The following is a 14,548-nucleotide window of genomic DNA, read 5'->3' as shown; positions in this document are numbered from 1 at the left end:
CTTTATCTGAAGTGCAAACCCAGCTCGCGGATGCGTTTCTTATCCGTAATGGGCTTCACCGGCGACCCCGGTCCCGTGATCCCCGGCCAAACCGACGCCACATCAAACACGTTCAGGCGCAGGGTATCATTGTCGAAAACCGTCAGGTAGCGGTCGCGGGCGTAATAAAACCGCGCACCGCCGCGCGCCATGCCATAGGTGTCGTTGGATGTAAGCTTCAGCCCTTTTTTTACCTGTAACTGGTTATCGAGCACGAACAACTGGTTGGATCGCGTAAAAACGAGCAGATCGCCCGTTTGGCGGTTGAACTGCACGGTTTCGATACCCGCAGGCACGAGGTATTGCATCGGAGGGGATGGCTTGCTGAGATCGTACCGGTACAAGGTATCCGTTCCCGGGCGGAAGGCCGTGGCGGCGGGGTCTTCAGCTTTTGTGATGACATATCCTTTGCCGAAATCGATGCCGATGGCGGCGCCCAGGCAGTATCGCTGCTCTCCGTTGGCGATATTGGCGACGATCACACGCTTGCGGTGCTCGTCGTAATTGAAAGTGTTTTCGTAGAGGGTAACGTTGAGCGCGATGCGGCCTTTGGAGAGGTTGCCGAACGCGTAATCGATGTCCGCGTTTCCGGGGACGTCGTACGTCAGCGTGTCCGCGCCATCCAGGAAGTAGCAGGTGAAGCGGTTACCCCAAAGGATCGCGCCGTCTTCCGTGAAATCCCCGAACGTGAATTCATCTGTCACCTGCCTTTTCATTTCGCCATCGTCGCCGAAAATCTGCAATGCAAGATTGTTCCCGGGTGTGATGGTGTAATGCATGAACCGCTTTCCGTCGCGCGAAGTGGTGACGGTAGATACGCTGGGGATGCGGGAAATCAGCCGGCCGTCCGGGTGCAGGAGCATCAGGTGGTCGCGGCCGTTGTGCAGATAGGGCACCAGCAGGTTGCCGTTGGCCAGCACCCGCACGTGGTACGATTCCTGTTCGTTGGCGGCGTACAGCGTGATATCGTCCGGACCGTATAATTGTTGCCCGTTTTCAAACGGCACGGGGATGCGCTGCTTTTTGTCGCAGTCGTACAGCATCGCCTGCCGCCAGCGCCGGTATTGCGGTTTGCTGCGGGATTTGGTCATTTGTTGGGGTTGGGATGTGTCTACCAGTACACCGCTGCGGCTGATCACGAGGATGTTGCCGCCGTTGGCGAAACAAGCGTATTGCACGGAATCGAACTGGCGGATGGTTTCGCCGGTCATGGTGGAAAGGATGTAAGTTCTCACCGAATCCCTGAATTCTTTTTGGTTCACATTATAAACAATGTATTGCCCGTCGTCGGATATATCGATATCGATGGGTTCTACTTTCACGTAGGGGAGATCGTAATGCCAGCGGGCGAAAAGCGCCTGGGCGTCCTGCAGCTGCATCGTTTCTTTCAGCTTCAGGTTCAGCATCGAGGTGTCTTCTCCGAAGACTTTTTCCCTGAAAATCCCGAAAAGCCCCAGCGCGGTGGCCGCATCTTTATCCGCCAGGTCAAAACCCATATAGACGAGGCTTTCATTGCGGTTGAACTCCCGCGTGAGCCGCTTGTTATTGATATATCCCACCAATAAAACCACGAGCAGCAAACCGCCGATGATCCATCCCAGCCGCCATATCTTCTGCCGTTTCTGCTGGCTTTGTTCCTGCTTCAGTTCCGCATGCCGGGTGTTCACGCTGGCCTTGAAAAAATCAAGCACTTCCGCCGGGAGGTTCAGCCGTTTGATGAAAGGCTCGTACGATGCGATCTCGCGGACGCTGAGCAATTCGCTGGCGCCGTTTTTGAATCCCTCATACCGGCTGAGTATCTGCTTTTCGGTGAAGCCCGTGCGACGTTGCTCTTCCGTCCGCCGGGCATCGATCAGCCCCGCCAGGGTGTCGTGCGCCAGCTCATACGTTTGCCCGTCCGACCGGAGGATTTTGTTCTTCTCCAGTTCCGTCAGCAAATTCGTCATCAACGCCGAAGAACGCCCCTGCAAATACGGCGGCACCAGCCCGGTAAACCATATCCCATTGTTGACGCGGGCATAGGGAATGGGCCGCTTCGTGCCTTCGTTCGTCACGAAAGCATCCAATACGTTGGCCACAAAATTATCTTCTATCTCCGGAAACTGTAATTCCAGCTCTTCCTGGATCACTTGTATCCGCTCGTGCATGAACCGGTCGAGCACGTCCTGCAAACTGCCGAACTTCCGGATCACCGTACTGTTGACGTGCAGGATGGGCCAGATGGAGTCGGGCGGCTCCACTTTGTTGGGCGTGTTCATGTAAACGGTCCGCCAGAGCTGGTCGAGGTAAATCTGCAGGTAAGGCAGCGACACCACTTGTTTCTCCGACAGCACGGCGATGATTTCTCTCGCGTTCTCCGATTCCTTCTCCAGTAAGATGTTGAACTTGCTGCAGGATTTCCTGATTACTTCCTCCACGTTTTTGTGGTTCATCGGCTCGATGCGCAACCGCCTGTCGCAGAAGTCGGGGATTTCCTTTTCGAAGGGGCTCAGCCCCGCAAAAAATTCTTCCCGCATGATGAACAACAGGTTGCAGAATTGCAGGTCCGGATCGGAAAGGATGTGGTCGATGATTTTGATGATGGTTTTCTTCTCGCCGTCGCTCCCCATGATCAGCAATTCCTCGAACTGGTCGAAGATGAGGTACACCGGCCGCAGGTATCGGAGGTTGATGCCTTTGAGCGATTCGTATATTTTGGCGGGTGCGTCTGTCGTCATGTTCCTTGCCCGCAGCACCTGCGGCGCCTGTTTGTATTGCGTGCCGCCGGAGAGCGCGGTGGCCGTTGCGCCATTACCCGCCTTAGGATCGGCGGCCGTAGCCGTGGCTTCCTGCAGGGAATCCACGAGATGGTCGCCGCGGCGGACGAACAGCGGGTACCAGTCGGTATCGTACATCCTGTTCATGAGGCCGCACTGCACAATGCTAGTTTTGCCTGTGCCGCTGGTTCCGTACACCAGCACCAGCCTGTTTTTATGGATATGCTGGTAAAGCGTTTCCACTTCGTCCTCCCGGCCAAAGAAAATGTTGAAATCGTTCCGGTCGTATGGGTCCAGGAATTTAAACGGACTATGCAGGATGCTGGTCATTACGGTGTCGAGGTTAATGCCTGCTGGGTGAACAGCTTGAAGGCGGTGAGTTGCTGGCAGATGGCTTCGTGGCGGGCCTGTTCCACCCGCGTGGTGCGGTCGAAGCTGCGCTTGACGTTAATGGGCTTGTAATCCCGCGCTTCGTCCGGATTCTTGACCCAGCGGAACACGTACGAATCCGTGGCGGGCTCGTATTGCCCGAAAATCGCGATCCTTGATTGGTCGGCGAACCTTTCGAAAGTATTGATATCGACGACCAGCGGCGACAGGTTCAGGAATTCCAGGGACTCGCCTTTGTACTGGCGCCTTTCCGCATTGTGGATGGAAGGCAGTTGTTTGGTGAGCACCACGCCGCTGTTGTCGAGGTGCTGGGCAAGGAGATAGAAATTCATTTCCTTGGAGTCGTTGGAATTCATCAGTTTCAGCACCTGGTGATCGAAGGTGGTGCTGGTTTCGTGGCGGTATTTGTTGATGCAGATGTTCTGGATGCTGGTGAGCGTATAGCGGTGCAGGAATCCCAGCTTTTCGAAAACCGTGCACAGCATCGCTTCCGCCCGGATGCACAAGGCGGGGATCTCCGTATCGGAGACGCGTTTCGGCCGCGGTTTGCCGGTGGGCGTGTAGGTGACGGATCGGATGAAATGCAGGAATTCGCAGGCTTCGCCGAAGGGTTTGTTCTGCGGGTTATCATCGCGGAGCGTGGAAAGCTCGGTAACGAAATATTCCACGTCGTCCAGCGTGTCGATGTACTTGCGGATGGCGCGGATAAGGGATGAATAATCGTATACCGAACGGGCGTCGATGGAAAGGCTGAAGTAGTTATCCAGCAGTTCCATCATGTCATCGGGCAGGTCTTTCACCTTTTCTTTTATCTTCAGTTCCCACAGTTGTGAGATCATGATGATGCCCATGAATTCCGACGCGATATGGAAAATGCGGCCCAGTTGCTGCAGCCTTTCGAAGCCGGGTTTCCGTATCAGGTCTTCCGTACCCGAACTTCCGGGGGCGAAGAGCGTATTGAGCTGGCTGGCGATGGGCAAGGGCAGGGCGCTGAAGATCGTCATCTGGATGACGTTTTCTTCGTTATCGATGATCTCTGTTTTGAGGGAGTTTTCGAGTTTGATGGCCGGTTCGTTGCCTGCGGCGATGAGAGCGGTGAAAAGTGTTTTGATGAGCTGGGCGTTCGGGGTGAAAGGGGGTAAAGGCCCTGGTGCTTCACTGGGGATCGGGTTTTGATCGACCGCGGCAGCGGTGTTGAAGAAAAGCCCCCAGAATGGTTCGCGCGGCGTTTTGCCGGGTAGGTTGAGGTCGCGGGAAGGCGGCGCGTCCACGCCGAGAGGCACCGCGGATGCCAGTTGCGCCGCGGCTAAAGCGGTTTCGAACGCCTGCCGGATGCTCATGCCTTTAACGCAAACGCATTTGAAAAACTCCGTCCCGAATGCCCGGGCCGACCGGTCGTTCACTGCGGCGGAAGTGGCGATCACCGCCGGGACGCCTATTTTAAGCAGTTCATCTACCTGCGCGCCCGTAGAGCAGCCGTTGAGGACCACCAGCCGGAGGTTCCCCGCGTCGGCGCTGGGTTTTAACAGGTAAGCAAGCCCCTGGCCACTGGCGGCCTGATCGATAAATAATAAAGATTCCTCGCCGGCGTGGCCGGCGTAATGAAAGATGGCAATGTCTTCCCGGTAATTGGAAAACGCCTGGTTGATATTGGCAACCGTAGCGAACGACTCCCGGTGAACCACGTAGTTCCCCCGGAGGGCTTCGTTCAGCGTATTGTAGATGCCCTCGTCTTCTTCCGTCACCGATTGCAACGGCGCCTGCGGATGATTTGCAAAGGCAATGATTATTTTTTTCATGTCTGCTGGTGGAATCGGGGTAAATAAATTCCGCGCCTCACGATGGAAATCTCGACTTTTGGAGTTAATTTGGAGTCACAATCTGTTACCTAAGGTACGATTTTTCAATGAATTGGCCAGATCAGCAACCCCAGTAGATAAACATTAGGCACGATCGGCATAACCCCGGATTTCCATTTTAACAGAAGCATTGCATATGCAAGAACGTCGATTGTATGCGGCATTTGCCGGCATCAACGCTTATCCCGACAGTCCCCTCAGCGGCTGTATCCAGGACGTGCTCCGGGTCGACCGCCTGCTGCGCAGCCAGTGTGCCGCACAGGAAGGGCTCGCATATCACCCTGCATATTACCTTCTACCCAATAACGCCGACCTGCGGCTGCTGGAACAGTACGGTGCCGCCACCGGCGCCCCGCTGACCTGGCTTCCTCCCACTTTCGACAACTTCACCACACGGCTGTTTACCCATTTCGCGGACGCGAAGGCCGGGGATATCTGCGTGTTTTTCTATAGCGGCCATGGCTCGCAAACGGCCGCGCCGCCTGAGTTTTATTTCAACAACCCATCCCGCCGGCTGCAAACGATCGTATGTGCCGACAGCCGGACTACCGCCCGCGACCTCACCAATAAAGAACTCGCTTACCTCCTTTGGAAGGCATTCGGTAATTCGGAGGCGCATTGCCTCGTGATAACGGACTGCTGCCACTCCGGCGGCAACACGCGCGCCCTCGCGCCGCGGGGCGCCGGCGGCGAATTCCGGCCCCGTTTTCATGCGGATGCGGGGAAGGTGCTGGCATTTACGGATCTCCTGGGGCACGACGCACCGGGGTTCTATACAAATGAAAATGGTGGGATGAAGCCCGCTATCGCGCGGTATGTGCACCTGGCGGCTTGCCGGGCCGACGAGCTGGCGCAGGAATCCTGGCGCGGGGGGATCTTCACGGGCAGGCTCATGGATGCGCTCCTCGCCAACGGTGGCGCCGCCAGCTACCGCGACCTGATGTGGCGGATGCAAACCGTTGTGACCGCCGCCGCCGGCCAGCAACACCCCGTGGCATTCGCGGCCAGGGAAGCAGACCTCGACCGCCGGTTCCTTTCCGACGCCATGCAGCCCATCGTGCCGGCGTTCGACGTGCTCTTCGACGTAAGCCTTAACCGCTGGAAGATTTTCGGCGGCGCGCTCCACGGCCTGGCGCCGGGCGCGTTGCTCGACATCCGGGACGGCGCTTTCCGGCTGGAAGCGGAGCTTCGGGACGTGGAAGCGCTCTTTTCGCTGATAGATATTCCCGGCCTGGATACCGCTTCTGAAACGGCGAAGGCCACGTTGACAAGGGCGGCTGCGCCTGCATTGCATATCGCCTCTCCACCCGACGCCGCGCTGGAAAAGGCGCTGGGCGCGGGTAAATTTCCTTTGTTAAAAGTCGGTTTCGGAGAAGAAGCAGGGTATGAAGTGTACCGCCCGGCAGATGGCAGCTACGTGCTGCTGGAAAAAACGGCACCTTGCCTTTATTCCGGCGGGCGGCCAGCGCGGCGGTGTTTCTTTCCTACGCGCAGCGCGTGGCGGCCTGGATGGCGGCGCTGGACTGGAAGCGCCTCGACCCCCGTCTGGGCCGCGGGCACTTCGACCTGCAATGGACCGCGATCGAAGGGATTGATGGCAACGAACGCGCTTTGCATGCCGGCAACGATATAATCGAACTGAAATATAAGAACGGCGAATCGCCGGCCTTTCGGCTGAGCATCGCGCTGAAGGCGGATGCGCCGGTGGAAAAGTGCTTCGTGCGCGTGTTGTATCTCGGCAGCAAATACGACATTTTCACCGAACTGATCCGCGACGGGGAGCCCGCGCTGGTAAGCGGCGGGCCTCCATTGCACCTCACTTATATCGATAGCGGGAGAACGGTTTCGGCGATCCCTGTTTCCATAGATGAGTTGTACCCGGATTACAACCATTACGAGATTTCGGATTACCTGAAAATCATCGTGTCTGCGGCGGATGTGAGGGTGGGCCGGTTTGCACAGGAAGCGCTGGAGCTGGATCAGCCCGGCAGCCGGGGGATCGGGGGCGCGAGGAGCGGGGCGGAAAAGGAAGTAGGGGAAAGCGTTGCGTGGTCGGTGTTTCATTGCCGGATATTTACAGCTTTTGAAGGGCTGGAGAAAAATGCGGGCCCGGGCGGGGAAGTGTTGCTGGGGCCGCTGGCCGTCACCACGCCCACGGGGTTTTCCGGGAAGCTGGCGTTGTTGCCGGAACGGAAAGTGGCGGTAACCGGGCCCGATGCCTGGGGCGATGCGCCTTCCGAAAACGCGCTCGACGGCGGGATGGCGGCGTTGCGGCTGGAGATGACGGAGCCCCTCCGGCCGGAGGATCCCCTTTTTTACTGCAACGCGCACCCAAAGCGGCTGTGCGCGCCCTGCCCGATCATGCCGTCATCCCGTTTGTGATCGCCACCGGCGGAAATGCTTACGAGCCCGCCGGGTTCCAGGACGCCACCGGCAGGATGCAGATTTTTCACGTGCCAACGCAGGATATTTTCTTCAGGCGCATCTATCTTCCCCCTAAACCTACCGGCCTGCGGATCTTTTCCCGCACAGGCGGTAGCTGGCAGCCATCGGCATACGATCCCGCCAAAACCGCCGCCCTGCTGCTCGACGGCATCACCGGCGATTCCACTTTCATGTGGCGCGTGTTCACCGCCCGACCGGATGCGCCGGAGCAACTGCTGCGTTTCGACTTCCCGCCGGCGGATGATATCACCGTCGCCGCGGATGACCTGGAAGCAGCGCTGGCCGCGGCGGGCGCTGGAAACGTATATGTTGTCACCAACGGGATCGGCAAACAACTCGCGCAACTCGCGGAAATAACGGATACGGATAAACTTATTTTTTCAGGGAAGGAGGGTGAAGGCCGCACCACGGGCGACCTGCTGCGGATGCTGGCATTCGCCATGCAGGAGAACGGACCGGTAAAAGCTGCCATTCCCGCCCTGGCCGCAGCGCTCCGCGCGCATTCCGCACATCGCCCGGAAACCGTTACCGGCGGCAGCTATCCGGCTTATCTGCTGGATGAACAACAGGTGAAAAACATCATGCAACATATCATTCCACATTAAACCCCTGACACATGTCTAAAGGCTATTCCCTGCACATAGGGTTGAACAAAATAGACAAACAGCATTATTCCGATGTGCCCTTCCTGAAAGCGGCCGTGGCGGATGCTGAATTCTGGAAAGAATTCGCGGAGCAGTCGGGCTACTCGGCCCGCCACTTCCACGACGAGGAGGCTACCGCTTCCGCCGTGCTGGCGACGCTCAACGATTACGCCGGCAAAATGGCGCCGGGTGATATCCTGTTGCTGACCTATGCGGGCCACGGCAGCCAGATCGCCAACGAAAAAGCCGTGGGCCTCGATAACGAGCGCTTTGACCAAACCTGGTGCCTGTACGACCGCGAACTGCTCGACGATGAGCTGTTCGAAGCCTTCCGCGCTTTCCGGGAAGGCACGCGCATCCTGATCGTATCGGATAGTTGTCATTCCGGTACCATCGCCCGCGTAGTTCCCGATGCGCAGAACCTCAGCCAGCACCTGGCCGCCGGGCTGGAAAAAGCCGCGGGCGCCCGCGGGATGCGCTCCCGGAAACTGCCGCTGGCCAATGAGCAGGATGTTTTGTCGTTGTACGGCGAAACGGTATATGCCCCCGTCCAGAAGCGATTCCGGACCAAAGCGCAGGCGGCCGATGTGAAAGCCGCGGTGAAGCTGCTGGCGGCTTGCCAGGATGACCAGACCACTTTCGACGGCGATAAAAACGGGGTATTCACCGAATCCTTCATCGGGTTGTTCAGGAAAGCATCCACCCGCAAGAAAAACGCGCCGGAACTGATCGACGCCATCCGCGAGCGGTATTATTATCCGCGCCCCAATTTTTTCGAATACGGCGCCATCATCCCCGCTTTCGATACCGCATTTCCTTTTAAAATCGATATTCCCGATGCCGCCGTGGTAACGGGCAAACGTTCTCCGGATCTCAAACCCAGGCCCGTCGGCCGCCGGTTGACCAAAGAAGAGGAGTGGGATGAAGTGAAGGTGAAGCGCAACGCGCAACTGCTCATCACCTGGAAAACGCCGCCGGCGGGGGATATAACTCCCGGTAACGATATGGAAATCCTGGAGAAAGGCGCGGATTTTCTGCTGGTGGAATTGAAAGATACACCCCACGAGCACAGCTGGAGCGCCGCGCATGCCTTGCAGCAGAGTTTGCAGCAGGCAGGGATGGAAGCCGTGGTGGAACCCGATCTCAGCGTTACGCCCGCGCAGGACAAGCGGGCCACGCGCGAGGCGGATGCCAATAATCCCGATTATATCCGCGAGTGGCCGCCCGCCATGGGCGATGCCGCTATCGGCTGGCACCTCGGCGATACGCATTCCCAGCTCGCTAAAGCCACGGAGGAAGTGAGGGCTACGCCCGGGGCGCACGTCCGCATCGCGCACCTCGATACGGGCTATATCCCCAAACACCCCGCATTGCCGGAAAACCTGGATTACCAGTTGCAACGGAGTTTCGTGAGCAAGGAAAATCCCGCCGTGGCGGAAGATAAGCCCGAATCCGGGCAGGACGGCCACGGATTGGGCACCATGGTGCTGCTGGCCGGCGGGAAAGTGAGCAAGGATCAGACTTTCGGGGAATACGAAGGCTATATCGGCGGCGCTCCGGTAGCCACGGTGATCCCCTGCAGGATTTCGGAATCGGTGGTGATCATGAATGACCGGACGTTCGCCGAAGCGATCGATTACGCGATCGCGAACGGGTGCGAGGTGGTGTCGATGTCGATGGCGGGCAAACCCAGTCAGCGGATGGCGAAAGCGGTGAACCGGGCGTACGAAGCCGGCGTCGTGATTGTAAGCGCCGCGAGCAACTGCTGGTATAAGGGCACGGGCGCACTGTTGCCGAAGTGCGTATTGTTCCCGGCGGCTTTCGAGCGGGTAATCGCGGCCACCGGCGCCATGCACGACCACAGGCCGTACGACGTGGACTTCCTGCGGGAGGGTTCCGAAAGGGCTATCAGCACGCAATACATGCAAGGTTCCTGGGGGCCGGCTTCGCGGATGACGCGCGCGCTGGCCGGATACACGCCCAACACGCCCTGGGCTTCCACCGTGCATCCGTTTGTGCGCAGCGGCGGGGGCACTTCCTCCGCTACGCCGCAGGTGGCGGCTGCGGCGGCGCTGTACATCGCGCGGCACAGGGAGGAGATGGAGAAAAAAGGGTACTATGAAGAAGGAAAGAAATGGATGAAAGTGGAAGCCGTACGCCACGCCCTGTATACCAGCGCCGCGAAGGGCGACATCTTCCCGGACTGGAAAAAATACTATGGCAACGGTATCCTCCGCGCCTGGGACGCCCTGCAGGTGCCGGTGGCGGAGCCGGCAGCCCTTACACAGTCGCCGTCGGCCGAAAGCACCTGGTGGGGTGTGGTGGAGATTGTAGGCTCGTTCTTCAAGCGGCGGAAACTGTTCCGCAGCAGCGAACCGAAACCCTCCGCCGAAGCGCTCGCCACGGAATTATTGCACCTTTTGCAGACCGATCCGCAGTTTTATGAGATTTTCTCCCGGATCGACCTCTCCAACCCCGTGGAAATGGAAGCCACCATCGGCCAGCCGGAGTTCCGGGATAAGGTGCTCGCTTCCCCCTATGCTTCGGCATGGCTGAAAGAGGCGATCCAGATGTAGCGCTACTGCTGTTCCGGCCGCGGCTTACGAAAATCATATGCGAAACTGACGGGCGTCAGCTCGGGTTGCGGCGGATCGGTGGATATTTGCACTACGTTTTAAGCAATTTTAGTGTTTTTCATAGGATATGGTTTATAGCGCCGCAGATTCTTCTGCGGCGCTTTTCTTATTTTTGTGTTACTTTTATTAACCGTGAGAATCAGATGGAGTCCTGATTTGAAACTATGAATACACCGCCAGTCCCACAGAACGAAGCAGCACGCGTTCGCGCGCTGAGAAGCTACAACATCCTGGATACCTTCCGGGAAGAAGAGTATGAAAAGCTGACCGATCTTGCTTCGCGCATTTGCGGCACGCCGATTTCGCTCGTTACCCTCATCGATGAAAACAGGCAATGGATCAAAGCTAAAACCGGCCTGGAGATTGAGGAAACACCCCGCAGCGAATCTATCTGCCAATATACTATTGCACATCCCGACCTGTTCGAGGTAAAAGACGCTTCGAAAGACGGCCGCTTTGCCGGGCTGCCGGGCGTGTCCGGGGACGAACATATCCGTTATTATGCCGGTTACCCGCTCATCGACCGGGAGGGATTTGCGCTGGGGGCGCTTTGCGTGCTCGACCGCAAGCCCGGCCATCTCAACCTCGAACAAAAGGAATCGTTGAAGCTGCTGGCGGAAATGGTGGTTTCCCTCATCGTGGAGCGGCGGAAAAACATGGAACGGAATTATTTCGAACAGTTGTTCGAGCTGTCGAAAGACCTCATTTGCATCCTGCAGCCGAACGGGTACTACCGCAAGGTGAACCCCGCGTTTACAAAGCTGCTGGGCTGGTCGGAAGTGGAGCTGATGACGCGCCCCGCACTGGAATTCTCCCATCCCGACGACGTCGATGCTGCCAAAATCAACCTGAAGAATATTCGTTCGGGGAAAGACAAGGTGAATTTCACCCGGCGTTTCCGGACACAAACGGGCGCTTACCGCCTTATCCAGTGGGCGGCGGAATCCGATCCGGAAACCGGCGATATCTTCGCCATCGGCCGCGATATCACCGACGAGCGTATCCGGGAAGAATTGCTGGAGCAAAGCCAGAAAAAACTGAGTGCTTTCTTCGAGCACAGCCAGGGCCTCATGTGTACGCACGACCTGCGGGGCAACATCATCTCCGTCAATTACGCAGGTGCAAACCTGCTCGGTTATACGGTGGCGGAAATGTCGAGGATGAACCTGGGCGACCTCCTGCCGGAAGACCACCGCCCGATGTTCGACGCTTACCTGGCCGAGATCCGGGAAAAAGGGATGGCGGCCGGGCAAATGACCACCACGCACCGCAACGGTTCGAAGCGCATCTGGATGTTCAGCAATGTCCTGGAAACGGGGCAGAACGAGGAGCCTTATGTAATCGGGAACGCCATCGATATCACCGAACGTTATCTGCTCGAAAAGGATCTCGCCACTACCAAGGAAATGTTGGAACAGACCAACAGAGTGGCCAGGGTAGGCGCCTGGGTGGTGGAAATGGCGAAAGATAAACTGCTCTGGACCGACATGACGCGCGAGCTGCACGGCGTGCCGCCGGGATTTGAACCGGACCTGCAGGCCGCGATCGGGTTTTTCAAGAAAGGCGAGCATCAGAATAAAGTAATCCGCGCCGTGAACCGCGCCATCCGCACCGGCCGCTCATTTGACCTGGAGGTGATCATCACCACCTGGCAGGGCGAGGAACGATGGGTGCGCACCCAGGGGCATGCGGATTTCGAAAATGGCGTGTGCAAACGCCTCTACGGCGCTTTCCACGATATCAACGACCGGAAAAAGGCCATGCTGGATGTTTTCAATTCCCGGAAACTCCTGCAGGAAGTGCTGCAATCCGCTTCGGAAGTGAGCATCATCGCAACCGACAAATCCGGTACGATCACGCTTTTCAACCGGGGCGCTGAAAGGCTCCTGGGATATACCGCCGACGAAATGATCGGCCGCAGGATCCCCGAAGTCATCCATGACCGCGAAGAAGTGCAGCTCCGCGCAAAGGAGCTGTCTGAAGAAACAGGAGAGGAAATTTCCGAAATGCGCGCTTTCATCTATAAAACAGAGAAGGAAGGTTCGGAACAGCGGGAATGGATTTACGTTAAGAAAGACGGATCGCGCTGCATCGTATCGCTGGTGATGACGCCCATCCGGGACATCCGCAACCAGGTGGTGGGGTACCTCGGCATCGCGACCGACGTCACCAAGCGCAAGCGCATGGAACAGGCGCTCATCGCCGCGAAGCAGCAGGCGGAGCAGGTGAGCAGCGCCAAGTCGGAATTCCTCGCCAATATGAGCCACGAAATCCGCACGCCGCTCAACGGCATCATCGGGTTTACGGACCTGGTGATGAAAACCCCGCTCGACGGGCAGCAACAACAATACCTGGGGATCGTTCACCAGAGCGCCAACGTGCTGCTGAGCATTATCAACGACATCCTCGACCTGTCCAAGATCGAAGCAGGGAAGCTGGAGCTGCATACGGAGAAAATCAACCTGTACGCCCTCGGACGCGAGGCCCTCGATATCATCATGTTCCAGGGCCAGCAGAAAGGGCTGGATATCAAACTGGCGATACCGCCGCACCTGCCGGCCTACATTCATACCGATGCGCTGCGGCTGAAGCAGGTGCTCGTCAACCTCCTGGGCAATGCGGTCAAATTTACGGATAAGGGCGCGGTGGAACTGAGGATCACTTCCATCGCAGAATCCCGCAATGGCGACATGACGTTCAAATTCGAAGTGCGGGACACCGGTATCGGCATCAAACCCGACAAACAGGAACGGATCTTCGAAGCGTTTGCGCAGGAAGATGCATCGACCACGAAGAAATACGGCGGCACGGGCATCGGGCTTGCCATTTCCAATAAAATCCTCGCCCTCATGGGCAGCAAGCTGCAGCTGATCAGTTATCCCGGTTCGGGCAGTATTTTCTATTTCTACGTCACCCTGCCGGTGGAATTCGCCAGTTCGGCGGATACGGCGGCGGCGGGAGATGCGGAAGGGCTGAAATTCGCTCCGCTGAACGACCGCAAAGCCACCGTGCTCGTGGTGGAAGACAATACCGTGAACATGCTGCTCACCAAAACCATCATTCATAAACTCATGCCCGCGGCGGTGATTATCGAAGCCGGCAACGGGCTGGATGCGGTGCGCATTTTCAGGGAAACACAGCCGGATCTTATCCTGATGGATATCCAGATCCCGGAGCTTAACGGCTACGAGGCCACGTACAAAATCCGGGAGATGGAAATGAACGCCCGCGTGCCGATCATCGCGCTGACGGCGGGCAACATCAGCGGGGAGCGGGAGAAAAGCCTCTCGGCGGGGATGGACGATTTCCTGTCCAAACCCATCGTGGAAGAAACGCTGGCGGCCATATTACGGAAATGGCTGCCGGACGAATTGCCGGAAATAGTCTCGCAAGCAAATAACCCCATCGTGGAGAATCCTGATAAACATTTCGATATCAACGTATTGAGAACCTACCTCGACGACGATGCCGTAGGCGCCGAAATCCTCCGGCTCACCGGCGCGGAACTGGAAAAATCGCTGGAAGCGCTGGCGCAATACGTGGAAGAAGGTAATCTCAAGGGAATTAAATCCATTGGGCATAAAATGTACGGCACTACCGCCAGCGTGGGAATGGGCGAATTGGCGCGACTCTCGCGGGTCTTTGATATGATGACGGAGATACAACCCGCCACCGCGCAGGCCCTGCTGGAAGAAACGAAGGCTGAAATGGCCATCGTACGGGAGCTGTTGCGCAAAGCCATTGAAAAGGAGTGACGCCCTCGGAATTAAATTGTAAAT

The 14,548-nt window shown here is 57.5% G+C and carries 6 protein-coding genes; 4 read left to right on the top strand and 2 right to left on the bottom strand.

Annotated elements, in window-relative coordinates:
- Positions 1-2: 2 nt before the first annotated feature.
- Positions 3-3,125 carry an ATP-binding protein gene (locus WJU16_RS05320; RefSeq protein WP_341837286.1) on the bottom strand — a complete coding sequence of 1,041 codons (3,123 nt, stop codon included), beginning with the start codon at positions 3,123-3,125 and terminating at the stop codon, positions 3-5.
- Positions 3,125-4,984, bottom strand: a complete 1,860-nt coding sequence (locus WJU16_RS05315) for a CHAT domain-containing protein (RefSeq protein ID WP_341837285.1) — start codon at positions 4,982-4,984, stop codon at positions 3,125-3,127. Before WJU16_RS05315 ends, WJU16_RS05320 begins: the two co-directional genes overlap by 1 nt.
- Positions 4,985-5,180: 196 nt before the next feature.
- Between WJU16_RS05315 and WJU16_RS05310 the strand changes: the two genes are divergently transcribed.
- The 4 genes from WJU16_RS05310 (at position 5,181) to WJU16_RS05295 (ending at position 14,524) form a co-directional block, all read left to right on the top strand.
- Positions 5,181-6,677, top strand: a complete 1,497-nt coding sequence (locus WJU16_RS05310; RefSeq protein ID WP_341837284.1) for a caspase family protein — start codon at positions 5,181-5,183, stop codon at positions 6,675-6,677.
- Positions 6,678-7,386: 709 nt separating this feature from the next.
- Entirely contained in the window at positions 7,387-8,094 is a 708-nt protein-coding gene (locus WJU16_RS05305; RefSeq protein WP_341837283.1) for a hypothetical protein, read from the top strand.
- Positions 8,095-8,105: 11 nt separating this feature from the next.
- Positions 8,106-10,709 carry a S8 family serine peptidase gene (locus tag WJU16_RS05300; protein ID WP_341837282.1) on the top strand — a complete coding sequence of 868 codons (2,604 nt, stop codon included), beginning with the start codon at positions 8,106-8,108 and terminating at the stop codon, positions 10,707-10,709.
- A 224-nt stretch (positions 10,710-10,933) separates the two neighbouring features.
- Positions 10,934-14,524 carry a PAS domain S-box protein gene (locus tag WJU16_RS05295; protein WP_341837281.1) on the top strand — a complete coding sequence of 1,197 codons (3,591 nt, stop codon included), beginning with the start codon at positions 10,934-10,936 and terminating at the stop codon, positions 14,522-14,524.
- Positions 14,525-14,548 lie beyond the last annotated feature (24 nt).

The sequence above is a fragment of the Chitinophaga pollutisoli genome (assembly GCF_038396755.1).
In the GTDB taxonomy this organism is placed as follows: Bacteria; Bacteroidota; Bacteroidia; order Chitinophagales; family Chitinophagaceae; genus Chitinophaga; species Chitinophaga pollutisoli.
This window is presented reverse-complemented; position numbering and strand designations above follow the sequence as displayed.

Bases quoted from the DNA above. Each gene is read 5' to 3' on its own strand.
- WJU16_RS05320 (WP_341837286.1), bottom strand. From the start codon at position 3,125: ATGACCAGCATCCTGCATAGTCCGTTTAAATTCCTGGACCCATACGAC.
- WJU16_RS05310 (WP_341837284.1), top strand. From the start codon at position 5,181: ATGCAAGAACGTCGATTGTATGCGGCATTTGCCGGCATCAACGCTTAT.
- WJU16_RS05295 (WP_341837281.1), top strand. From the start codon at position 10,934: ATGAATACACCGCCAGTCCCACAGAACGAAGCAGCACGCGTTCGCGCG.
- WJU16_RS05315 (WP_341837285.1), bottom strand. From the start codon at position 4,984: ATGAAAAAAATAATCATTGCCTTTGCAAATCATCCGCAGGCGCCGTTG.
- WJU16_RS05300 (WP_341837282.1), top strand. From the start codon at position 8,106: ATGTCTAAAGGCTATTCCCTGCACATAGGGTTGAACAAAATAGACAAA.